This window comes from Paraburkholderia phenazinium (assembly GCF_900141745.1).
Classification (GTDB): Bacteria; Pseudomonadota; Gammaproteobacteria; order Burkholderiales; family Burkholderiaceae; genus Paraburkholderia; species Paraburkholderia phenazinium_B.
In genome coordinates this window covers 3,004,211-3,026,134 of sequence record NZ_FSRM01000001.1, presented here as the reverse complement: position 1 = coordinate 3,026,134, position 21,924 = coordinate 3,004,211, and the positions used below count along the sequence as shown (strand labels likewise).

Sequence of the window (21,924 nt, the reverse complement as noted above, 5' to 3'; positions counted from 1 at the left end):
ATGACCTAGGGGAAACCCTTTCCGCAATAAATTGAACGAGCGTGCTTTTTTGTGTATTCTGCTTGCTGACCCGGAATGTCGGACAATGAACCGGCACAGGCAGTGCGTAATGCGCGGCCTTACCGCATGGAGGCAGGCAGATGGCAGTGGACTATACGACTCATGACGGCGTTGCCGTCATTACGCTAAACAATCCCCCGGTCAATGGGCTCGGTCTGTCGACGCGAGCCGGCATCGTCGAAGGGCTCGAGCGCGCGCAGAACGATCCGGCCATCAAGGCCATCGTGCTGACGGGCGCCGGCAAGGCCTTTTCGGGCGGCGCCGACATCACCGAATTCAATACTCCCAAAGCGACTCAGGAACCGACGCTGCACACGGTCATCAAGGCCGTCGAAGGCAGCACGAAGCCGGTGGTCGCCGCGATTCACAGCGTCGCGATGGGCGGTGGCCTGGAACTCGCGCTTGGAGCGCATTACCGGATCGCGGCGCATGGCGCGCAGATCGCGCTGCCGGAAGTGAAACTCGGCATCCTGCCGGGCGCTGGCGGCACGCAGCGTCTGCCGCGAGCAATCGGCCTGGAAGCCGCGCTCAACATGATCGTTTCGGGCGCGCCGGTGATGTCGGAGAAGCTCGCCGGCTCGGGACTGTTCGACGAGGTGGTGGAAGGCAATCTGGCTGAAGCCGCGCTGGCTTTCGCACGCAAGGTCGGTGCGCAGGCCGGAGCGCATCCGAAGGTGCGCGATCGCAAGATCGCGCACGCCAACGCGGAAGGTTTCATTCAGTTCACGCGCAACACCGTCGCCGCGATGGCGAAGAATTTTCCCGCGCCGCTCAAGTGTATCGACGCAGTCGAAGCGGGCGTGAAGAACGGCTTCGACAAGGGCCTCGCGTTCGAACGTGAGTGCTTTGTTGCGTTGGTGCAAACGCCGGAAAGCCGTGCGCTGCGTCATGCGTTCTTCGGTGAGCGTGCGGCCAGCAAGATTCCCGATGTGCCTTCGGATACGCCGGTTCGCGAGATCAAACAGGTGGCTGTGATCGGTGCCGGCACGATGGGTGGCGGCATCGCGATGAACTTCATCAACGCGGGTCTGCCGGTCACGCTGCTCGAAACGAAGCAGGAAGCACTGGACCGCGGCCTCGCGACGATCCGCAAGAACTACGAAGCCACCGTCAAGAAGGGCAAGCTGAAGCCCGAGGCAGTGGAACAGCGCATGGGGCTGATCACGCCCACGCTCTCCTACGACGATCTCAAGCACGCCGACCTGATCGTGGAAGCGGTCTTCGAAGAACTGGGCGTCAAGGAACAGGTGTTCAAGCGCCTCGATGAAGTGGCGAAGCCCGGCGCGATCCTCGCCTCGAACACCTCCACGCTCGATGTCGACAAGATCGCTGCTTTCACGAAGCGTCCGCAGGACGTGGTCGGCATGCACTTCTTCAGCCCGGCCAACGTGATGAAGCTGCTCGAAGTCGTGCGCGGCAAGGAAACGGCGAAAGACGTACTCGCCACCGTCATGCAACTGGCCAAGAAGATCAGGAAGACGGCAGTAGTGTCGGGCGTGTGCGACGGCTTCATCGGCAACCGCATGATCGAGCAGTACATCCGCCAGGCCCTCTTCATGCTCGAAGAAGGCGCGCTGCCGGCGCAGGTCGACAAGGCCATCGAAAAGTTTGGCTTTGCGATGGGCCCGTTCCGCATGAGCGATCTCGCCGGCAACGATATCGGCTGGGCGATCCGCAAGCGCCGTTATCAGGAACATCCGGACATGCATTACTCGAAGATCGCCGACCGTCTGTGCGAGACGGGCCGCTTCGGGCAGAAGACCGGCAGCGGCTGGTACGACTACAAGGCGGGCGACCGCACGGCGTATCCGTCGAAGCTGGTCGACGAGATGATTGTGTCGTACTCCCAGGAGACGGGCGCGCAGCGCCGCAAGATCAGCGACGCGGAAATCGTCGAACGTCTGGTGTTCGCGTTGACCAACGAAGGCGCGAAGATTCTCGAAGAGGGTATCGCCTCGAAGGCGTCGGATATCGACATGGTGTACCTCACCGGCTACGGTTTCCCGCTCTATCGCGGCGGCCCGATGCTGTATGCGGACACCGTGGGCCTCTACAACGTCGAGCGGGCAATTCGCGGTTATGCGGCGCGTGCGAACGGCGATGCGTGGCAACTGGCGCCGAGCATTGCGGAACTCGCCGGGCAGGGGCGCGGGTTCAACGGCTAGATGCATCTGTTCGGCAGAGGCTGCCCAGCTGTCCAACGGTGAGCGGACTGAGTGAAGTGAGCAAGGTGAACGAGATGGCGCGAGGTGCCGCGATGAAAGATGCCGAGGACGTACTGCTGGTCATCGACGTGCAGAACGATTTCATGCCGGGCGGTGCGTTAGCCGTTGCGCATGGCGATGAAGTCGTGCCGGTCATCAATCGGCTCGCGCGCGGCTTCAGTCACGTGGTGCTGACGCAGGACTGGCACCCGGCTTCGCACGTCTCGTTTGCCGCTAACCACGCGGGCCGCTCGCCGTTCGAGATGCTCGCGCTGCCGTATGGCGAGCAGGTGCTTTGGCCAGTCCACTGCGTGCAGGACACGCCCGGGGCCGCTTTGCATCGCGACCTCGACATTGCCCATGCACGCGCGGTGATCCGCAAGGGGCACCATGCCAGCGTCGATAGTTACTCGGCCTTTCTCGAGGCCGACCGCGCGACGCCCACCGGCCTCGCCGGCTATCTGCGTGAAGTGGGCGTGAAGCGCGTCTGGTGCTGCGGCCTTGCGACGGATTACTGCGTCGGCTGGTCCGCGCTCGATGCCCGGACAGCAGGATTTGAAGTTGCGCTGATCGAGGACGCTTCGCGCGCCATCGATCTCAACGGTTCGCTCGACGCCGCCTGGCGCGATCTGCATGCCGCAGGTGTCAGGCGCGTGCAGTCCGCGGAGCTGCTGGGTCAATGAAGGCCCGCGGGTTGGCAGGCTGAAACACAAGGTAAAGCGCGGTCAGCCGGTTCAGCGGTTCACCGCTGCGAGCGAACCACACTCAACATTTGAAGCAGGAGACTTGCATGACTGACGCCGTAATCGTATCGACCGCCCGCACGGGTCTTGCCAAATCGTGGCGCGGCGCTTTCAACATGACGCACGGCGCGACGCTGGGCGGCCATGTGACGCAAGCCGCGGTCGAACGCGCCAAACTCGACCCGGCCCGCGTCGAAGACGTGATCATGGGCTGCGCGAATCCGGAAGGCGCAACGGGCGGCAATATCGCGCGGCAGATTGCCTTGCGCGCCGGTCTGCCGGTCAGCGTGCCGGGGATGACGGTCAACCGTTTCTGCTCGTCGGGCCTGCAGACGATTGCGCTCGCCGCACAGCGCGTGATCGCCGGCGAAGGCGACGTGTTCGTGGCGGGCGGGGTCGAGTCGATCTCGTGCGTGCAGAACGAGATGAACCGCCACATGATGTTCGAGGGCTGGCTGAACCAGAACAAGCCTGAGATCTATTGGTCGATGTTGCAGACCGCCGAAAACGTCGCCAAGCGCTATTCGATTTCGAAAGAGCGCCAGGACGAATACGGCGTGCGTTCGCAGCAGCGCGCGGCGGCCGCTCAGGAGGCCGGCAAGTTCAACGACGAGATCGTGCCGCTAACAGTGCTGGCAGGCGTCGCCGACAAGGCGAGCGGGCGTCTGTTCACCAGGGAAGTGACGATCGCGGCCGACGAAGGCATCCGCGCAGATACCACGCTCGAGGGCGTGTCGAAGATTCGTACGGCGATACCGGGCGGCGTGATCACGGCCGGCAATGCAAGCCAGTTTTCCGACGGTGCGTCGGCCGCTGTGGTGATGAACGCGAAGGTCGCCGAGCGCGAAGGGCTGCAGCCGCTAGGCATTTTCCGCGGCTTTGCGGTGGCCGGCTGCGAGCCGGACGAGATGGGCATTGGTCCGGTGTTCGCCGTGCCGAAGCTGCTCAAGCAGGCTGGGCTGAAGGTCGAGGATATCGACCTGTGGGAATTGAACGAAGCGTTCGCCGTGCAGGTGCTGTATTGCGCCGACAAGCTCGGCATCCCGCAGGACAGGCTCAACGTGAACGGTGGTGCGATTGCCGTTGGCCATCCGTACGGCGTATCGGGCGCGCGTCTGACCGGACACGCGCTGATCGAAGGCAAGCGGCGCGGCGCGAAACTGGTGGTCGTGACGATGTGTATCGGCGGCGGGCAGGGCGCAGCGGGTCTGTTCGAAGTGGTGTAAGCGGCGCCTCAGGTTAGCCGCTGAGGCTGGAAGAGGAGGAGCCGTTTAGATGCGCTGCACGGTCAGGCGATGCCCCTCACTCGCCTGACTCTGTTTCACTGGCCGGCCAGGCCCGGCCCGGATCTTGGCAGCGACAGCACGCCCTGATCGAGAAAGCGCGTCCCACCGCCCGTCAGGCCGCCTGCGAGCCTGCCGTGCAAGATGTATGGGTACTCGCCGGGCGGCGTATCGCTGCCCGCGACCGAATAGGCCTTGTTCACCACCGCAAAGGCCGGCGCGGTCACCGGCACGTTGACAACCGTCTCGCCATAGCCCGGCGCCTCGCCGGGCTGATTGCTGACGCCGCTGGCAAAGTCGGCACCGTTCAGCTGCAGATCGATGGAGACGCCGCTGAAGCTAAGCGAGCCGCTGTTTGGGTTCTGGATACGCAGCTTTACGTTGTAGCGCATCTCGGCCCCCTGGCTGGCGATCGGCTCGAGCCCGGCGATACTGACGTGCAGCGGATCGTTGTTGCCAAACCACCCGGCGCAGCCGCCGAGTGCGAACGCTGCAAACAGCCCCGCCGTCAGCAGACGGGCAGAGCGGCCAGACAACAGCAAACGAAGAAAGCGCATAGCCGGAACCTCGAGTCGAACTGGATTGGGCGCTATTGTAGCGGGCAAACGTAGTGCGTATCGCACTGTGGATTCGAACTTGGCGCATCGACAACGGTCCCATCTCCAACCGCGTGACTTCGCTCCCGACATTCGTCATCGGGCACACCCGTATGTCATTCCAATGAAACGCTTGCAGAGGGACGCAAAAGCGACTTCAATGCCGTACTAACGTGGTTTGCGCTGGCGGTCGATCAACTCTCTCTTCATAGGAAAGCCACGATGCACAGACGTCAATTCATTACCGGCACCGGTGTGCTCCTCGCGTCGAGCGGCCTGACACTGGCAGGTTGCACCACCACACCGCTCGGCTCGGGTGAGACCGCCGAGGACTACACGCAAAAGCGCAACACTATCAACGCCGGTATTGATTCGACACTCGCGCGCTTGCAGAGCACCGTGAATGGTTCGCAGGAGATCATCGGCAAAGCGCGTGGGGTGCTGGTGTTTCCGTCTGTGTTTGCGGCGGGCTTCTGGTTCGGTGGGCAGTACGGGCAGGGCGGCTTGCGCGTCGATGGCCAGACCACCGGCTACTACAGCACCGTCGCCGGTTCGTTTGGGTTGCAGATTGGCGCGCAATCCAAGGCGATCATCTTCGCCTTCCTGACCCAGGAAGCGCTCGACCGTTTCACGCAAAGCCAGGGCTGGGCAGCTGGTGCCGATGCAACCGTCGCGCTGGCGAAGATCGGGGCTAACGGCAATCTGGATACGTCGACGGCGATGAGCCCGGTGGTGGCCTTCGTGCTGACCAACGCAGGGTTGATGGCCGGCATTTCGCTGGAAGGGACCAAGGTTTCGCGGCTGGTTATCTAGGTTCGTGAGCCGCCGGGCATTTTCCTGCTTCATGGAAGCAGGCTGGGCGCCGCTCGCTCATGCCACCTCCACCACAATTTTTCCGCGCGCTGTGCCGCTTGTGATGGCTTCGTAAGCCAGTTCTGCTGAAGCCAGATCGAAGCGGCGCGCATCGAGTCTCGGCTGGAGTTTGCCGGCTTCCGTGAGACGCGTGGCTTCGCGAAGCATGGCGCCATGATGCGCGCGATGCTCGCCGCTCAGAAGCGGATACAGGGTGAACACGCCCGAGTAGGTGGCTTCGCGAAACGAGAGCGGCGCGAGCGCATGCGTTCCCCAGCCCAAGGCGCTCACCACGTGCCCGAAATGTTTGACGGCCGCGAACGAGGCATCCAGTGTCGGGCCGCCTACGGTGTCGACCACCACGTCGAAGCCGCGTCCCTCGGTTAAGGCTGCTACATACTGCTCGACGCTTTGCGTGCGATGGTCGATTGGTGTCGCCCCGAGACTCGCGACGAAGTCGTGATCGCGAGCGCTGGCCGTGGCGAATACCCGGGCGCCGAGCGCGACTGCGAGTTGAACCGCGACGTGCCCGACGCCGCCCGCGCCACCCTGGACCAGTACCGTTTGGCCGGCCTGCAACCGCGCCCGGTCGACGATACCCGCGTAGGCCGTGATGAAGGCGAGCGGCAGGGCGGCGGCTTCGCGCATCGACAGATTCGCCGGTTTGAGCGCGAGCAGGTTGACGTCCACGGCTGCGTACTGGGCGAGCGAGCCCTGAATGCCGCCAACGCCGCCGGTCATGCCGTACACCTCGTCGCCCACCTTGAACGCGTCGACGCCGGGGCCGACCGCTTCGACTACCCCTGCCATATCGATGCCCAGAACCAGCGGCAATGGATGCTTTGCATGCTCGCCGCTGCCGGCGCGGATTTTTGTATCGAGCGGATTCAGGCCGCTCGCTGCGATACGCACCAGCACCTGACCGTGCGCCGGATTCGGCCGTGCCAGTTCGGTGAGTTCGAGGGGGCCGTGATAGCGGTTGAGAACGAGTGCGTGCATCGACATGATGATTTCCTTTCCGGTTGAGTCAGCGCTTCGATACCTCCATACTCCGTTATGCGAAATGGTATGTAAATAAACATTTTTGACCGAAGGATAAACAAAAATGACTGACCGGGTGATGGAATGGAGTGACGTCCGCGTGTTCCTGGCGATTGCCCGCAACGGCACGCTCGGCGCAGCGGCGAGACAAACGGGCCAGACCCAGCCCACCATGGGGCGGCGTCTGCGTGCGTTGGAGGAGACCGTGGGGCACGCGCTGTTCCAGCGCACCCGCGACGGTTTCGTGCTGACCGACGAAGGCGCCGCGGTTCTCGCCCATGCCGAGCGGATGGAAGAAGAGGCGCTTGGCTTCACACGAGCGCTGGCCGGTAAGGACGCGCATCTGACCGGCCTGCTGCGCGTATCGTCATCGGACTGGTTTGGCGTCCATGTGCTGACGCCCGTGTTTGCGCGGTTTCTGGCCCAACACCGGGGCATCTCGCTCGAACTGGTGACGGATTCGCGCCGTTACAACCTGGCCCGCCGCGAGACCGATCTGGCGTTTCGCATCACACCGTTCGAGGAGGCCGATGTCATCCAGCGCAAGCTGATGCATATGGAATACGCCTTGTATGGGCGCATCGACCTTGTCGCGCCGCGGGCCGGCGACGGGGAAGGGCACACGCTCGTCAGCATGGATAGCGCGTTCGGCACGCTGCCCGATGTGGAGTGGGTCAGACGCATGCTGCCGAAGGCGCGGATCGCCTTTGGCAGCAACAACCGGGGCGCGCAGGCGCGGATGTGTGCGGAAGGGGGCGGTTTTGCCGTGCTGCCGTGCCCGCTGGGCGATACGACCCCTGGATTGCGCCGGATCGATCTGGGCGAAGCGCCGCCCGGCCGGGACGTCTGGCTCGGGTACCATCGTGACTTGCGGCGGGTGGCGCGCCTGCGAGCCCTGCTGGATGTGACGATAGAGGCGCTCGGCAAAGAGGCGCTCGGCAAAGAGGCGCTCGGCTAGAGGCTCGGCAAAGGGGCGCTCGCCACCCCAAATCTCCGCCTCAGAGATATGTATAAAACGGTACCTTGCATAAAACAGTAGACCCTGCTACATTTCAGCCATGGTCACCGCGGCCAGCAGTCCGTCCGGCGACAGTGCATAGCACGGTACCTTGCACCACACACTACACCCGTGGAATTTGATGAAAACGCAGTTAAAAAAGGGAACGCTCGATATGTGCGTATTAGCCGTCCTGGCCCGTGGGGACAGCTACGCGTATGAACTGGTATCGACGCTCGCGGAAACAATGGAAATCAGCGAAGGTACGATTTATCCGTTGATGCGCCGCCTGCAAGCCGAAGCCTGGGTGTCGACCTACCTCGTCGAGTCGAGCTCGGGGCCGCCACGCAAATACTACTCGCTGACGGGCACAGGTCGCCGCAGTCTGCTGGAGATGGAAGAGGAATGGCGCAGTTTCGTGGATGAAGTCAACGGCGTATTGTTGCAACCCGCTACAAAAACGAACACAGGGGATACCCCATGAAGCAGGAAGTATTCATTGAAGCACTACGGCAGGAATTGAGCAGTCTGCCGAAGCCTGCGGTCGATGAAATCATTGCGGATTATCGCGAGTACATTGGCGACGCGCTGGCCGCTGGGCGCCGCGAGGAAGAAGTGATCGCAGCACTGGGCGACCCGGTCAAGCTCGCCCGCGAACTGAAGGCACAGGCAAGCTACCGGCAGTGGCAGGACCGCCGTTCGTTCGGCAACCTGATTCGCGTGATCATGTCGATCTCCGCGCTGGGCCTGCTGAATGTCCTGCTGCTGATCCCGTTCATGGTGTACCTGGCTTTGCTGACGGCGGGCTACGCGGTGTCGGTGGGACTCACGATTGCTGGGCTGGTCGGCGTGATTGCGTTGAGCGGCCATCACTTCTTCGGCAAGATGTCTCACGAGACGCTGCCATTCGGTTTTAGCAACAGCGAGCACGCGAAGGGGGCGCACGATCTCGGCGCGAGCGTTGCCCGTGCAGCGGGTGCGTCCGACGCGTCGGGCACGCAGGAAGCGGACAAGGACGATAGCGATAGCGACACCCCGGGCAACCTGAAGGGCCTGAAAATCGTCGGCGATCGCTTTGTGATCGATCTGCAGGACGACAGCAAGCTTTCGCTCGTGACTCGCGCCGGCGCTATCGAAATCAAGAAGGACGACGACAATTTCAAGTTCGAAGCGACCTCCGACGCCGCCCGGCAATTGCTGACGAAAGAGAAAGACGGCACGTGGAGCATTGCGCGCGACGACGTAGTCGACCTCGATCTGAAAGATGACGACGAGCATGTATCGCTCGCCCGCACCGGCAAGGATGCCAAGTCGATGGTCTGGGACATCTCCACCGACGACGGCGACCACGTCACGCTGCAGGAAGACCAGCAAGGCAAGCCGAGTCACGTGACGGCACAAAGCGGCCCGGATTCCGTGGATATCGGCGACGGCAAGGTCGCCATCGACGATGGCCACCACAAGATACGCGTGGCGACATCGGGAAGCGAATACACCTATGCGATCGTGATGCTGCCCATCGGTCTCATCGGCCTTGCGTTGTGCATCTGGTTGACACGAATTACCTGGCGCGCCGTATCGCGCTACGTAAAGCGACAACTCGACGTCGTCTCGGCGAGTCTCGATCGCCAGCAGCCGTCCTGAATAAAAAGTAGCTGAAATGCCCGAACACCGAAGTACCGAATTGCCGAACCCTTAGTAGTACGTATAAACCTTTCGCTATAACTGAGGAAACTGTCATGAACATCGATTATCCGAGCGACGTTTCTAAGCAAACCCGTCTCCATCGTGCGCCGGCACTGCCTTTTTCCGGTGGAAGAGAGGTCAATCCCCTGCATATCGCCGACTGGCTGGTGAGCGGCGTACGCGCCCTGAGCATGCAGCCGGTGCTGTGGCTGAGCGTTCTGTTGATCTGCGCCGATTTCGCGACGCTGCTGGGTTTTCTGCCGCTGCTGCGCCCGCTGGCGGTGCTGCTGGCGCCGCTCGCGGTCGGCGGCCTGATGTTCGTGCAGGACGGCGCCAGCAAGGGCGAACCCGTATCGGTGCGTGAGATGTTCGCGGCGCTGGCGCGGCGCAGCAACTCGCTGTGCGTGATCGGGCTGTACGGCGCAGCGATTGTCGCCGTGGGCTATCTGATCCTGCTGGCAACGTTCCATGTCTCGCTGAACATGTCGGTCACGGCAGCCGGCGTGCACAACTTTTCAATGAGCTACGGCGGCGACCATGGCGTGCGCGGTGCGCTCGAATCGCTGCTCGGCGCGTCGATCTTCGCCGTCGCGATCGCCTCGGCCTGCTTCGCACCGGCTCTGGTGATGCTGCACGACATGACCCCGCATGACGCCATGATCGCAAGCCTCAGCGGTGCCGCACGTAACTGGCCCGTGACGCTGATGTACTTTGCGGCGATGACCGTCGCCGTACTGTTCGCACCGATGGTCCCGCTGGCCCTGCGCGCCCTGGTGCTCACGCCGGTCTTGACTGCCGTGCCGCTGCTGTCGATCTACGGCGCTTACCGCGACGTGTTTATCGGCCGGTAAGCCGGAGGTGGATGTGCGCAGCACGCATCTGCGATGATGTTGCATGAGCGTAGTGATCCTGATGTGGCGATGGAGCGAGCATGAGAGTGCTGATCATGGGGGGAACCTTGTTTCTTGGCCGCCATATTGCCGAGGCGGCCCTGGAGCGGGGGCACGAGGTGACGCTGTTCAATCGCGGTCTTCGGAATCCCACGTTGTTCCCGGCAGCCGAAAAGCTGACCGGCGACCGGAACACGAATCTGGCGGCGTTGGCGGGCCGCCGGTTCGACGCGGTCATCGACCCGTCGGCTTACGGTCCCGAGCAGATCGATCTGCTGCTCTCGACGCTTGGTGAGCCGCCCGCACACTACACGTTCGTGTCGACCATTTCCGTGTACGGCACGTATCCGCCGAAGCGCCGCTACGATGAAAGCACGGACGTGATTGCGGGTCATGAGGGCTACGGCGCACTGAAGGCGCGCGCGGAGGAGGCGCTTCTGGCGGCCATCCCGGGCCGGGCCGCGGTGGTGCGGCCGGGGCTGATTGTCGGTCCATACGACCCCACCGGGCGTTTTACCTATTGGCCGTGCCGGGTCGCGGCGGGTGGACAGGTCCTGGCGCCTGGGCGTCGCGAGCGGCCGGTTCAGTTTATCGATGCGCGAGATCTTGCCGAGTGGTCGGTCCGCCTCGCGGAGGATCGCGTTGCCGGCGTCTATCACGCGGTGGGTCCACAGGCCACGCTGACGATGGGACAGTTCCTCGACGAGTGCGTGCGGATAGCCGGAAACGACGCCGAGCTCATATGGACTCCGGACGACGAGGTTCGCGCCGCGGAGATCGAAGGCTGGACCGAACTGCCGCTATGGATCGCTGAAGACGATGCCGAAGCCGGCGGGATCTTCGAGGCAGACAATCGGCGCGCGCTCGGGCAGGGGCTTACGTTCCGCCCGGTGGCGCAAACTATTGGGGACACGCTTCAATGGTGCTGGGAATCCGGCGCCGCAGCGGATTCGCCGCTGGGTGTCCAGACCTTGAGCACGGAGAAAGAGCGCGCAACGCTCGCTCGTCTGCTGGTGCGTTAAAGTCTGCGCGGCAGTTCGGCCGCGCGTGCTGTTACACCAGCGTCTTCAGGGACAAATCCTTTTCCATAAACACACTCAACGGATCGGGACGGTAATCCGCAAACGGCTCGCGAGTGACAAAGCCCGCACGTCGATAGAGGCCGAGGGCCGAATGACTGTCGACGCCGGTTTCAAGGCGCAGCCAGCGCACCCCGTGCGCACGGGCTTTGAGCTCGAGTGTCGCGAGCATGGTCTTTGAGAGTCCCTGGCCACGTGCCTGCGGCTCCACCCACATGCGTTTGACTTCCGCCCAGTCGCCTTTCAGGACCACCGCGCCGGTCGCCAGCGCTGTGCCGGCTGCGTCGCGCGCCACGTGAAAGAGCACGCTGGGTTCGCGCAATGCGTCGATCGGCAACAGATGGTTACTCTCTGCCGGGTACAGGCTCGCGGCTTCGGCGTCGCCATGTTCGAGCAGGGCAATGATGTCGGGTTGGGCGGGATCTTCGATGGCGATGTTCATTGAGGAGAAAGTCTTTCGTCTACGGATTCGATCGTCGCAATGATAGCGGTCAGCGAAGTCTTGCTGCGTAAGATTCTGAAATGCAGCCTGAGCCAATACCGCGCGGGGATTATCCTTATCGGGTTCCGGCGCTATGATAATCTGCCGGGCACGCCCGGATTAGCGAGGCAAACGAGAAGCGGCCGGGTTGTGACAAGACACTCACTGTGTCCAGTCACAACCCGGCCGCTTCGCGGCGGGTAAATAGAAGATTTACCCGCAAATGACACCGTGTAATGCCATACTACCAGTCTCTCAGGTTCTGGCCCGGCCCTCGAAATAGGCCAGAATCTTTCCACCGACCCTTTATGGGTCGGTTTTTTTTGACTTACTTTTAACTTCACTACTGAAGTAGGGTATATGCCCTACCAGCGTAGTGTAATGGTCTTCGGCGCCTTTTACTAGGTGGTTATCTCGTTTTTCAGAGGACCTTACCTGGGCCGGCAAAAGGGAGAGTGCCGTCAGCGGGCCCAGAGTCGCGGGCGATCAGACGAGCCAGGTTTGTTGCCGGCAATCAGTGGTGGCGCAGGGAGGTCTGATGAAACGCACCCTCATGGCAAAGACCTTGAGAACACCGCGACCGCCTACGTCTTGTCGGTCCGGTTTCCCGACGCTCGCGCCGGACTTTTCCGTCTGACTGTGGATGCAGGCGCGGCGGTTTTGTTTTTCTGTTTGGGTAACTGAACGGTCCTGGCTGCCAGGAGCGCCTGCATCAAATCGCTGTTGAGGGCTTTCTCGAAGGCCCGTGGGCCCATCGAGTTAATCAGGATGCGGCCCATGACGTCGGCCTTGACGTACTCAATGGCGAGGAGGCTGATGACCTGATTAGTAGTGAGTACCGCTTCCTCATTGGCGGACGGCCCGAACTCCGCGGTGATGGCGTCCTGCTCATCCGCCACGGCAACGGCCAACCGGCGGCCTTCGAGCCTGGCCCGGGCGCTTGCGCCGCATTCGCGCAGGTCGTAAAACCGGGGGCCATTCAGCGTTGCAGTCCCATAGATCGCCACATGAACATCGACGCCACGCGCCGAGGCCGCCTCGATCGCATCGCGCAGCGGTTCCATTTCCTCGTCCCAGATCGCCGCGAACAGGGTTTGCCGCGCACTGTCTATCGTGGTCTGAAATGCTCTGATGATTGCGTTTCTGTCGCGCAGCGACCAGACAAGTCCGAGCTCACGCGCCGCAGGTAGCGACGACAGTCCCTCGTTGACAAGTTCGATATCGCCCTCGAAGCGCTCCCGCAGTCGCGCCAGCACCTCGGCATACGGAACCGCCGCATACCGGACCGGTTCCGACCGATGCATGAGAACCGCACCCTTGGTATCCAGACGTTGAAGCGTCTCGTAGATTTTCGACGGCGGCACGCTGGAGAGCTTGCCGACCTCGTGGCCATTCATCGGCGAACGTTGCAGAAGGGCGCAATAAGCTTGCGCTTCGTATTGTGAGAAGCCGAGGCGAATCAGCGCGGATATCAGCTCGGCGGGAATCTGTGTAGTCATATCGCGTGAGACTAGCACATGTCATATTGGCCTTGTACACTACCGAGGTAGTGTAGCCATTTACTCGAGGTGCAATACAAGGAGCGCAGCATGAAAAAACGGTATTCGTCGGGTTCGAGCTGGGAAGCGTCCATCGGATATTCCCGCGCCATCCAGTCAGACAACACGCTGTACGTGTCGGCAACGGCGGCGAGCGGACCGGATGGTTCAATCGTCGGCGACGATCTGTATACGCAGACCAAAACCATTCTCGACAAGCTCGGCACCGTGTTGACCGATGCCGGCTTTGGGTACCAGGACGTCGTGCAAAGCCGCGTGTACGTCACTGACATTGCTCATTGGCAGGACGCGGGCCGCGCTCATGGAGAAGTGTTCGGCGATGTTCGTCCAGCATTGACGCTGCTGCACGTGCTGCCTTTCGTCGATCCGAAGATTCTGGTCGAGATCGAAATCACGGCAGTCAAAAGCGATTCGGCCTGGTAAGCGGCCATGAATCGCGTCCCGCGCGGGAGCGCCAGGGGCGGACGGGAAACGCCGCATCGGTGGCTGACCGCCTTCATCGCGATGGCCGCGGGCGTGGCCATCGCGAATAACTATGCGCTCCAGCCGGCTCTTCCCGCTGTCGCAGAGAGTTTCCACCTCCCGCTCACGGCCATGGGCATCGTCGCCGGCAGCATGCAGGCCGGCTACATGGCGGGTATCGTCCTGCTGGTTCCGCTTGGCGACAAGGTTTCTCCCGCGCGAATCGTCTCCTGGCAATTCGCGGTGCTGGCCATGGCGTTGATCGCGGCGGGGTACGCGCCGACATTGCCTGCGCTGACCATCGCGGGCTGCGTGATCGGTGCGATGGCAACCAACGCGGTTCACCTGGCCACAGTCGCGTTTCGCGCCTCGAAGCCGGAGTCGCGTGGTCGCGCGGTGGGAACGGTGGGGATGGGGATATCCGCGGGCATCCTGCTGAGCCGGTTTGTGGGTGGCCTGCTATCGCAGGCCACAAGCTGGCGCACGATGCTGATGCTGTTCGGGGTTGCATCGTTTCTGCTCGCTTGCCTCACGCATCGCCTGCTGTCCAGAGACGTGCAGCGCAGTGAGCACGGTTACCTCGGTTTGCTCAGGTCGCTACCCTCGGTGCTATTCCGGTATCGGCTATTGCAGGAAGGCGTGATCGTTGGAGCGTGCTGGTTTTTCGTTTTCAGCATGCTGTGGGTCACCCTCGTATTGGCCGTAGCCGGCGCGCCGCTCAATCTGAATGCCGGCCAGGCGGGTATGTTCAGTTTTGCCGGCGTGCTGGGATTGTTTGCCACCCGCGCGGCAGGGCGTGCGGCGGACCGGTTCGGGTACCGGCCGGTCATAGCGTGCGGTTTCGCGTCGGTGCTCGCGGGCGTGGCGATATTGCTCGTCGCCCGTTCATCCATAGCGGGAACGGCAATCGGCCTGGTGCTCTTCGATGTCGGCTGCTTTTCTGCACAGGTGGCCAATCAGACCCGCTTGCTGGCGATCGATGTCAATGCGCGCAGTCGCATCTATAGCGTGTACATGTTTTTCTATTACGCCGCTGGCGCGCTGGGCTCCGTGCTCGGGCCGTTGCTGTTCGCCCGTTACGGATGGGACCTGGTGTGCACGGTAGGCATCGCAATGTCAGCGCTGGGTTTCGTGATCACCTGTGCTCATCATCTCGGTGGACGGCGACGCGGTGAACCGGCGCTCGAATAGCACGCTGCAGCGGCGTGGCACGGGCGAATCCGAAGCACAAATGACGTGGCCGCGCTACGCTCTGACTCGCTGGGCGTCAAAGCCGCCCTCCAATGATTTCATAAGCAGGTAAATCAGGCCAATGACGGGGAAGGGTGTGTCACGACTTGCGTTGCTCCGCTCGCCGGGTTTGTGTTTGTGTGGAGGCCCGGCAATGGGGCGAAGCCATGCCGGATTTCCAGCCTTGCGTAAGTGAGGAAAGGGAATCTCCAGGGCTGAAGTCGGCATCCTCCTGATCTGCGCATGGCTAATCACGCTCAATTCAAGGCATAGGAATGGGTTCGGCTATCGATGCTGACCTGACTAACTATTTGCATGCGCGCTGAACAGGCATTTCTTGCGCAAAAGCGTTTCATCGTTTTACTGCGCCTTCTCCCTCTGTAAGCCCGACCCGCCCCGGTTGCCGCGCTCTCTCCGGATTTCATGTTTTCGGAGAGGATTCCCATGCGTAAGTGGTACGAGGAACAGCTACAACGTGTCGCCGGCCACGATATTTCCGACGAAGAGCTGGACAGAGAAATTACCGATAGCGCCAAGGCGCTCAGTTTCGACTTCTGGATGTTCGGGGTTCGCTTGCCGGTCTCCGTGTCGCGCCCGGCCATCGAGGTCCGCGGTAACTATCCGCCGTCGTGGCAATCGCGATACCGCACGCCTGGCTACGTCGAGATAGATCCGATATTGCGCCATTGCAAGGTGTCGTCGGTTCCGCTGATATGGACGGCTGAAGCGCCTTCGTCCGAGCGGCAATACTGGGACGAGGCCAAGGCGCACGGTATCCGCTACGGATGGTCGATGTCGCTGCGCAGTCAGTTCGGCGCCATCACGTGGTTCACGCTGGCGCGGGACACCCATCCGATTTACCCGGATGAACTGGCCGTTACGGAGTGTCCGATGATCTGGCTTGCGCACTTCGTCCACGCAAGCCTCGGCGCAAGGTTGTTGCCGGCCATGTTCACGGAAGGCATGCCACACCTTTCGTCCCGCGAGCGCGAGGTCATGGGTTGGACTGCCGAAGGAAAAACCGCGTCGGAAATCGGAGCGATTCTGGGCATCGCGGAGTCCACCTGCATTTTTCATATCACCAATGCCACGCGCAAGCTGGGTGCGGTCAGCAAGACGCACGCGGCCGTAAGAGCCGCTGTTCTCGGGCTCATCGGCTAGGCGCGGAGCGCCGGATCGCGCGGCATTGCGCTGCACCCCTCCCATTTCCTGGAGCTGCCGGGCTACGTGCGTTCGCGCTACTTTCTGCCTCGGGCTTCACTCGTCTCCGACACCAGATCGCAATGTACTTTCTCCAGCTCGCAATCATCATCCTGGCGTGTCATGCGTGCGGCTATCTGGCTGAGCGCGTCGGTCAATGCCGGGTGGTTGGCGAAATCACGGCGGGGCTTCTACTGGGACCTTCTGTCCTCGGGGCGCTCGACCCGGGTATCCACGACCTCATCTTCCCGGTGAGTTCGGCATCGAGCATGTCTCAGCTAGGCGAAGTGGGCATTGTCCTGCTCATGTTCGAGATCGGCATGCACCTTCACGCTCCGGAGCGGCGCGGCGCGGCCCGGTTGGGTGCCGGATTGCGCCTGCCCGGACTGATCGCGGCCATGGGACTCGTGATGCCGTTTGTTCTCGGCGTGGCAGTAGCGCTCTGGTCGAAGGACGTCCTGGCGCCAGGCTTTCCGACCGTTCCGTATGTGCTGTTTTGCGGCGTTGCGCTGGGGGTGTCCGCGGTGCCGGTGATGGTGCGTATCGTTGTCGATCTCGGGCTCAATGCGAATCCGCTGGCGAAGACTGCGCTCTCGGCCGCCATGCTGACCGATGTGGCGGGCTGGATGCTGCTGGCCGTGGTTGCGTCAATAGCACATGTGCACAACGGCGTGGGCGAGCTGACGCTTGCCCTCGGTGGCATTGCGCTGTACTCGATCGGGTGCGTGGTCATCACGCGTTACGCGGTTCAACCCATGTTGATACGGGCGGCGCAACGCAACGATATGCAGGCCGTGTTCACCATCGTCACGTGCTTTGTCATGGTATCGGCCGGCATCACTGCCAGTCTGGGCTTTCACAGCGCCTTCGGCGCGCTGCTTCCCGGGATGCTCCTGCGCGACGTCCCAGCCGTGCGGGAACAATGGGACAGATGGTTCGGCGGCTTCCTTCGCACCATTCTGATGCCGGTCTTTTTCTCGTACGCGGGACTGCACACATCGATCTCCCTGATCGAAGGGGGCAACGCCTGGTTCTGGCTCTGCGTGTTCCTGGGGGCAGGATTTGCCGGGAAGTTCGGCGGCGCCTATCTTGCCGCGCGGATCTGCGGCCTCGCGCCGGGCGACGCGGCTTTCATCGGTTCGCTCATGAATGCGAGAGGCTTGATGGAACTCATCGTGCTCTCGATTGGACTGCAACTGGGGATTCTTCCGCCCAGGGTCTACACGATGCTGGTTCTGTTTGCTCTCGTCACTACTGCAATGACGACGCCCCTCGTACGCCGACGCATGCGGGCGGGAAATCAACCGTTGGCGGATCCGCAACTCTAGACGGCTGCGTGATCTTCAATCCAGTCTTCCTTTCCTGAAGGTAACCATGAACGTAAGCAGGCAAGAGATTGTCGAGCGTCTTCGCAACATCGTCGCAACACGCCTTGACGTGGATATTTCACCGGATCGCATCGGCCTGACCGATGGCTTCCTGTCCGTAGTCGGGATCGACTCCGTTGGCTTTATCGAACTTCGCTACCAGTGTGAGGAGGAGTTCGGAATCAGGATCGACGAGAACGATTTCGTGCCGGACAACTTCCTGAACTGTGACGTGCTGTCCGGATTTCTTCTGACGAAGCTGAGCGCGCTCTAGTCTCAAACCAGACTCCAGGTTTAACAATTTGGATACCTATGCATATAACGGACTTCGATCATCTGATTACCGAAACATCGAGCGTCGCGTTGCCGGAAAGCGATGCGGCGGCCCCCGGGCAGCTGATTGCCGGATTGCGGGCACGTGCTCTGCCGGAAGGGGCCGCGGTGCTGATTTGCATGCCTAACGGCCGCAACCTGCTGAAGCTCTTCTTCGCGCTAGTGGCAGCGGGCTATGTGCCCGCGATGCTGCCGCCGGCCACACCCGTTCTGCGTCTGCGTCAGATGGCGGAAGACTTTGGCGCCGTTGCTGTCGTCAGGCCGCGGCTGGGTGAGGAGTTGTGCAAGGAACTGCACATTGAAGCGGTCAACCGGCAGGCGGGTTGGGAAGTCGGCTTCTTCCGCACGCTTGCGAAACCGGTCACCGAGCCGGGCGAAGTGATCCTGACCACCTCGGGCACCTCCTCGCACTTCAGCAGCGGTTGTGTGCACTCCTTCGACTCGCTCAGGGCCAATGCACACAAACATGCGGCTGAGATCAACCTGGGTGCGACGGACACGATGCTGATCAACCTGCCGCTCTATTACTCGTTCGCGCTGGTTGCCCAGGCAATCGCGAGCATCGAGTGTGGCGCGAGGCTGGTTATCAGCGGGCCGCCGTTCATCGGTTCGCAGTACGTCACGGATCTGGCGCGCCATCGGGTCACGGTTAGTTCCGTAACGCCGGTCCTGATGCGGACCTTGCTCGCGCATTCCGCTGCCGCGCTGCCGGAGACCGTCCGCGCGCTCACAGTGGGGGGCGACTTCCTTGCACCCGAGCAGGCGGCGGCCTTCGTCCAGCGTTATCCGGGCAAAGAACTTTACCTGACCTACGGCGTCACCGAAGCGGGGCCGCGCGTCTCGACCGGGCGCGCTCACGAGGCGAACGCAAAGCGGTTCGCTTCCGTCGGCCGTCCGATGCCCGGCACCCTCGTGCGCCTGCTCGACGTGGACGGACCGGCGCAGGAGGGCGAACTTCTCGTCCATTCGGACACGCTTCTGAAGCGGAAGATTGGCCGCAACGCCCTGAGTCCGCTGGTCGAAATGGATGGACAGACGTGGCTGAAAACCGGCGACATTTTCGAAATCGACGAGGACGGTCATCTCTTCTTCAAGCACCGGAAATCGGACTTCATCGTGCTGAACGACGAGAAAGTGAACCTGGCTGCGATCAAGCAGTTCTGCCGTGCGCTGCCAGGCGTGTTGACCTGCAAGACGCGATCGATCCGGCGTGCCGATACCGTCGACGGATATTTTCTTGAGATCACGGTGGACGATCTGCTGGTCGGGCCGGCCGAGGCCGACGCGATGAAGGCGGAGATCATGAAGGGGTTAAAGCATATCGAACGCCCAAGCAGCCTGACGCTGACACCGGTGAACCGGCAGCAGTACGAATTTTACAAATGAGGATGTGTACCGTGAATCGGGACATTGACGAGCTGACTCGCGCAATCATCGCGAGGTACGAGTTGAAAGCCATCGAGGACGTGCTGCAGATTATTCCCCTACACATGTGCCATATCACCCAGGAGCCGGAGGTTTTCAAAACCTGGCCGGCCAATCTTGTACGCCTGACCTATCCTCGCGTGGAATGGCCCGCGCATGAAGCGGTCTACGCGCGCTATCGGGACGAGGTGATTCCGTCGCTCTCCCTCGGTGACTATCTGAGCGCATTTATCGAACCGGACCGTCCGCGCCTGCCGTGTTTCTGCACCGAGATGAGCGATGTGGCGGGCACGCTCGTCAGCGCATTGCTCGCGCAACCGGTCTATGCGATCCGCAAGATCTACGTCAATTACCTGTATCTGCCGCAACCGTGGCACTCCTTGAATGCGCTGGTGACTGGCGGACGGATTCGCTACTTCGATTCCTCCGCGTACCGGCAGGTCTTTGACAAGTCGCGCCGCAAATTCGTGCGCCCTGATCAACTTCCTGGCTTCGATAAAGCGGACGTGGAACCGCGCTTTCTGGTTAGCGATAACTGGCTGCAAAGCGAACCCTTCGCGCGGACGATTTCGCTGATGGGGGAGGCAATAAACGACAGTTTCTACCCGAACCCCATCGACAGCGACAAGCCTGACGAGTATCTACGCATCTACGGTCAGGCGAGGCGCACAGAACACGTGCCGCGTAATGACGCGAGCCTTGCCTGCATGCCGGCGCAAGGAGATGCGCCATGAGCGAACTCGCGATCACAGGTATGGCCTGGCACACCGCGTTGGGCCGCACGCTATCAGGCGTGTGGCAGCGGCTGCTCGACGGCGAGACTGGGATTGAGCCGTCCCCCTCGCCGCATGAACTGAAGAACGACCGGGTGGCGAAGATTCCGCTGGCAGACCGCGCCGACGCACGCGACACCCTCGAGCACCTCACCCGGCAAACCGTTGCTGCCGCGGCGGAGCATGCGCAACTGGATCTACCGCGTCAGGCGGCGCGCACATGGTTGATTGTAGGGACGAGCTTCGGCGCGCGGCTTGACGACCCGCTTGCCGCCGCTGAACCGCTCGAGCGCTGGGTGCAGGAGATCGCCGACGGATTCGGACTCGAAGCGGTTGCGTTGTCCACTGCCTGCTCCTCCGGATCGGATGCTCTTCTGCTTGGCGCCGAGCTGATCCGCGCTGGACTTGCCGACCGCTGCATTTGCGGTGGCGCAGACGTGCTGGGAGACTCCAAGCGCCTCGCGCATTCTGCGTTGGGCACCATGTCGTCGACCACGTTGCGCAGCTTCGATCACCGTCACGACGGCACGATTCTCGGCGAGGGCGTTGGCTTTCTGGTCCTCGAACGGCGCGGCGATCGTCCGGTGCGGCCGCTCGCGATCCTGCGCGGCGCAGGCTCATCCAACGATGCAGCGGGTTTGACCGCGCCCGACAAAGACGGCAACGGCATCAGGCTCGCCATCGAGCGGTCGCTGAAAAACGCCGGGCTGCGCTACGAGGATATTGGCGTGTTGAATGCGCATGGCTCAGGAACCCTGACCAACGACCGGATCGAGAGCGCCGCATATCTCGCGCTGTTTGGCCACTCGCGGCCCGCGATCTTTGCGACGAAGGGAGCGTTTGGCCATTCGCTCGGGGCAACTGGCGCGATCGAGGCGATCGCGTTGATTCTCGCCCTGCAGCAACAGGTGATACCTCCCATACACGGACTGGAAGAACCCATCGCGGGTTTCTCGCTGCCCATGCCGATGGGCCGTCCTGGGTCGATCAGCACGGCCTATGGACTCAGTCTTACGATCGGCTTTGGCGGCTTCAACACCAGTCTGGTTTTTCAGGGGGCAGTGGCATGACAGGCGAGACCCTGGCGTGGGCGCGCGGTTACGCCATCGTCGACAGCTGCGAACGTAGGAGCATGGCTTACGAGCAACTCGATCCTGAAATCGGGAACGGTCTCAGGAACGCTGATCCGACGGTATGGCCCGTGCTCGACTCGGTCGCAGCGCTCTACCGCGCGAACCGTGCCCGGCTTGAGCCGCATAGGGACCACGTCGGCATGATCCACTACGGCAGCGCCTATCCGAAAGCCATTGCGCAGCGCGTGATAGCCGATATGAGCCGCAACGGCCGGGTGTCGCCCGCGGCATTCATCAACGCGAACGCTGGCGCCGCGCTTTCGATCTGTTGCACCCGCTTCGGCTTTCGCGGACCCACCATGAACCTTACGATGCCGGCCGCCAGCGCACGGACGCTAGTCGACGTGCTCGCCGCGCGATGGCTGGGGCAGGGCAGCGCACGCTATCTGATCCTCGTCGCGGCCGATTTCGAGGCGGCAGCGGACATCCGGGTGACCGGCACGTTGATCAGAAGGCTTGACCTCGGCTGAAGCGAGCGGTCGAACACACTCTCCACATTACCAGATGTAACGCCTATATATAGGAATGCA

22 protein-coding genes are annotated in these 21,924 nt (G+C 62.2%); 18 read left to right on the top strand and 4 right to left on the bottom strand.

Annotated elements, in window-relative coordinates:
* Positions 1 to 140 precede the first annotated feature (140 nt).
* The 3 genes from BUS06_RS13715 (at position 141) to BUS06_RS13705 (ending at position 4,233) form a co-directional block, all read left to right on the top strand.
* Positions 141 to 2,225 carry a 3-hydroxyacyl-CoA dehydrogenase NAD-binding domain-containing protein gene (locus tag BUS06_RS13715; protein ID WP_074264752.1) on the top strand — a complete coding sequence of 695 codons (2,085 nt, stop codon included), beginning with the start codon at positions 141 to 143 and terminating at the stop codon, positions 2,223 to 2,225.
* A 92-nt stretch (positions 2,226 to 2,317) separates the two neighbouring features.
* Positions 2,318 to 2,947, top strand: a complete 630-nt coding sequence (pncA, locus tag BUS06_RS13710; RefSeq protein WP_074266089.1) for a bifunctional nicotinamidase/pyrazinamidase — start codon at positions 2,318 to 2,320, stop codon at positions 2,945 to 2,947.
* A gap of 107 nt (positions 2,948 to 3,054) precedes the next feature.
* A complete protein-coding gene (locus BUS06_RS13705) occupies positions 3,055 to 4,233 on the top strand; it encodes an acetyl-CoA C-acyltransferase (RefSeq protein WP_074264751.1) in 1,179 nt (392 codons plus the stop codon).
* Between the two features lie 95 nt (positions 4,234 to 4,328).
* Here the strand turns inward: BUS06_RS13705 and BUS06_RS13700 are convergent, their stop codons facing one another.
* The gene (locus BUS06_RS13700; RefSeq protein WP_074264750.1) at positions 4,329 to 4,847 is read right to left on the bottom strand and encodes an LEA/WHy family protein; all 519 of its coding nucleotides are present in this window, start codon (positions 4,845 to 4,847) and stop codon (positions 4,329 to 4,331) included.
* A 261-nt stretch (positions 4,848 to 5,108) separates the two neighbouring features.
* Between BUS06_RS13700 and BUS06_RS13695 the strand changes: the two genes are divergently transcribed.
* Complete coding sequence (locus BUS06_RS13695; protein ID WP_074264749.1) at positions 5,109 to 5,699, top strand: BPSL1445 family SYLF domain-containing lipoprotein; 591 nt, start codon at positions 5,109 to 5,111, stop codon at positions 5,697 to 5,699.
* Positions 5,700 to 5,756: 57 nt separating this feature from the next.
* Here BUS06_RS13695 and BUS06_RS13690 read toward each other — a convergent pair whose 3' ends face one another.
* On the bottom strand, positions 5,757 to 6,743 hold the full coding sequence (locus BUS06_RS13690; protein WP_074264748.1) for a zinc-dependent alcohol dehydrogenase family protein: 987 nt from the start codon (positions 6,741 to 6,743) through the stop codon (positions 5,757 to 5,759).
* Positions 6,744 to 6,843: 100 nt separating this feature from the next.
* Here BUS06_RS13690 and BUS06_RS13685 point away from each other — a divergent pair, with 100 nt between their 5' ends.
* The 5 genes from BUS06_RS13685 to BUS06_RS13665 all read left to right on the top strand — a co-directional run bounded on the left by BUS06_RS13685 (position 6,844) and on the right by BUS06_RS13665 (position 11,374).
* Positions 6,844 to 7,737, top strand: coding sequence for a LysR family transcriptional regulator (locus BUS06_RS13685; protein ID WP_074264747.1), 894 nt, complete (start codon positions 6,844 to 6,846; stop codon positions 7,735 to 7,737).
* Between the two features lie 181 nt (positions 7,738 to 7,918).
* Positions 7,919 to 8,260: a PadR family transcriptional regulator gene (locus tag BUS06_RS13680; RefSeq protein WP_074264746.1), complete on the top strand. Its 342-nt coding sequence runs from the start codon at positions 7,919 to 7,921 to the stop codon at positions 8,258 to 8,260.
* On the top strand, positions 8,257 to 9,420 hold the full coding sequence (locus BUS06_RS13675) for a DUF1700 domain-containing protein (protein WP_074264745.1): 1,164 nt from the start codon (positions 8,257 to 8,259) through the stop codon (positions 9,418 to 9,420). The genes BUS06_RS13680 and BUS06_RS13675 overlap by 4 nt, the downstream gene beginning before the upstream one ends.
* 95 nt (positions 9,421 to 9,515) lie before the next feature.
* Positions 9,516 to 10,313 carry a BPSS1780 family membrane protein gene (locus BUS06_RS13670; protein WP_074264744.1) on the top strand — a complete coding sequence of 266 codons (798 nt, stop codon included), beginning with the start codon at positions 9,516 to 9,518 and terminating at the stop codon, positions 10,311 to 10,313.
* An 80-nt stretch (positions 10,314 to 10,393) separates the two neighbouring features.
* Entirely contained in the window at positions 10,394 to 11,374 is a 981-nt protein-coding gene (locus BUS06_RS13665) for an NAD-dependent epimerase/dehydratase family protein (RefSeq protein WP_074264743.1), read from the top strand.
* Between the two features lie 31 nt (positions 11,375 to 11,405).
* Here BUS06_RS13665 and BUS06_RS13660 read toward each other — a convergent pair whose 3' ends face one another.
* Both BUS06_RS13660 and BUS06_RS13655 read right to left on the bottom strand, forming a co-directional pair.
* The gene (locus tag BUS06_RS13660) at positions 11,406 to 11,873 is read right to left on the bottom strand and encodes a GNAT family N-acetyltransferase (RefSeq protein ID WP_074264742.1); all 468 of its coding nucleotides are present in this window, start codon (positions 11,871 to 11,873) and stop codon (positions 11,406 to 11,408) included.
* A gap of 623 nt (positions 11,874 to 12,496) precedes the next feature.
* Positions 12,497 to 13,411 (bottom strand): TrmB family transcriptional regulator, encoded by a 915-nt coding sequence (locus BUS06_RS13655; protein WP_074264741.1) that lies wholly within the window; start codon positions 13,409 to 13,411, stop codon positions 12,497 to 12,499.
* A 90-nt stretch (positions 13,412 to 13,501) separates the two neighbouring features.
* Between BUS06_RS13655 and BUS06_RS13650 the strand changes: the two genes are divergently transcribed.
* The 9 genes from BUS06_RS13650 (at position 13,502) to BUS06_RS13610 (ending at position 21,864) form a co-directional block, all read left to right on the top strand.
* Positions 13,502 to 13,894 carry a RidA family protein gene (locus BUS06_RS13650; RefSeq protein WP_074264740.1) on the top strand — a complete coding sequence of 131 codons (393 nt, stop codon included), beginning with the start codon at positions 13,502 to 13,504 and terminating at the stop codon, positions 13,892 to 13,894.
* Between the two features lie 6 nt (positions 13,895 to 13,900).
* Positions 13,901 to 15,124, top strand: a complete 1,224-nt coding sequence (locus BUS06_RS13645) for an MFS transporter (RefSeq protein WP_083611422.1) — start codon at positions 13,901 to 13,903, stop codon at positions 15,122 to 15,124.
* Between the two features lie 483 nt (positions 15,125 to 15,607).
* Positions 15,608 to 16,324, top strand: coding sequence for an autoinducer binding domain-containing protein (locus tag BUS06_RS13640; protein WP_074264739.1), 717 nt, complete (start codon positions 15,608 to 15,610; stop codon positions 16,322 to 16,324).
* Between the two features lie 122 nt (positions 16,325 to 16,446).
* Positions 16,447 to 17,691, top strand: coding sequence for a cation:proton antiporter (locus BUS06_RS13635; protein ID WP_217272808.1), 1,245 nt, complete (start codon positions 16,447 to 16,449; stop codon positions 17,689 to 17,691).
* Positions 17,692 to 17,737: 46 nt separating this feature from the next.
* Positions 17,738 to 18,004 carry an acyl carrier protein gene (locus BUS06_RS13630; protein ID WP_074264738.1) on the top strand — a complete coding sequence of 89 codons (267 nt, stop codon included), beginning with the start codon at positions 17,738 to 17,740 and terminating at the stop codon, positions 18,002 to 18,004.
* 38 nt (positions 18,005 to 18,042) lie between these two features.
* Entirely contained in the window at positions 18,043 to 19,449 is a 1,407-nt protein-coding gene (locus BUS06_RS13625; RefSeq protein WP_074264737.1) for a class I adenylate-forming enzyme family protein, read from the top strand.
* 11 nt (positions 19,450 to 19,460) lie between these two features.
* Complete coding sequence (locus BUS06_RS13620; protein ID WP_174567512.1) at positions 19,461 to 20,222, top strand: hypothetical protein; 762 nt, start codon at positions 19,461 to 19,463, stop codon at positions 20,220 to 20,222.
* Positions 20,219 to 21,331, top strand: coding sequence for a beta-ketoacyl synthase N-terminal-like domain-containing protein (locus tag BUS06_RS13615; protein WP_074264735.1), 1,113 nt, complete (start codon positions 20,219 to 20,221; stop codon positions 21,329 to 21,331). The genes BUS06_RS13620 and BUS06_RS13615 overlap by 4 nt, the downstream gene beginning before the upstream one ends.
* Positions 21,328 to 21,864 (top strand): hypothetical protein, encoded by a 537-nt coding sequence (locus BUS06_RS13610; protein ID WP_074264734.1) that lies wholly within the window; start codon positions 21,328 to 21,330, stop codon positions 21,862 to 21,864. Before BUS06_RS13615 ends, BUS06_RS13610 begins: the two co-directional genes overlap by 4 nt.
* The last annotated feature ends 60 nt before the right edge of the window (positions 21,865 to 21,924 follow it).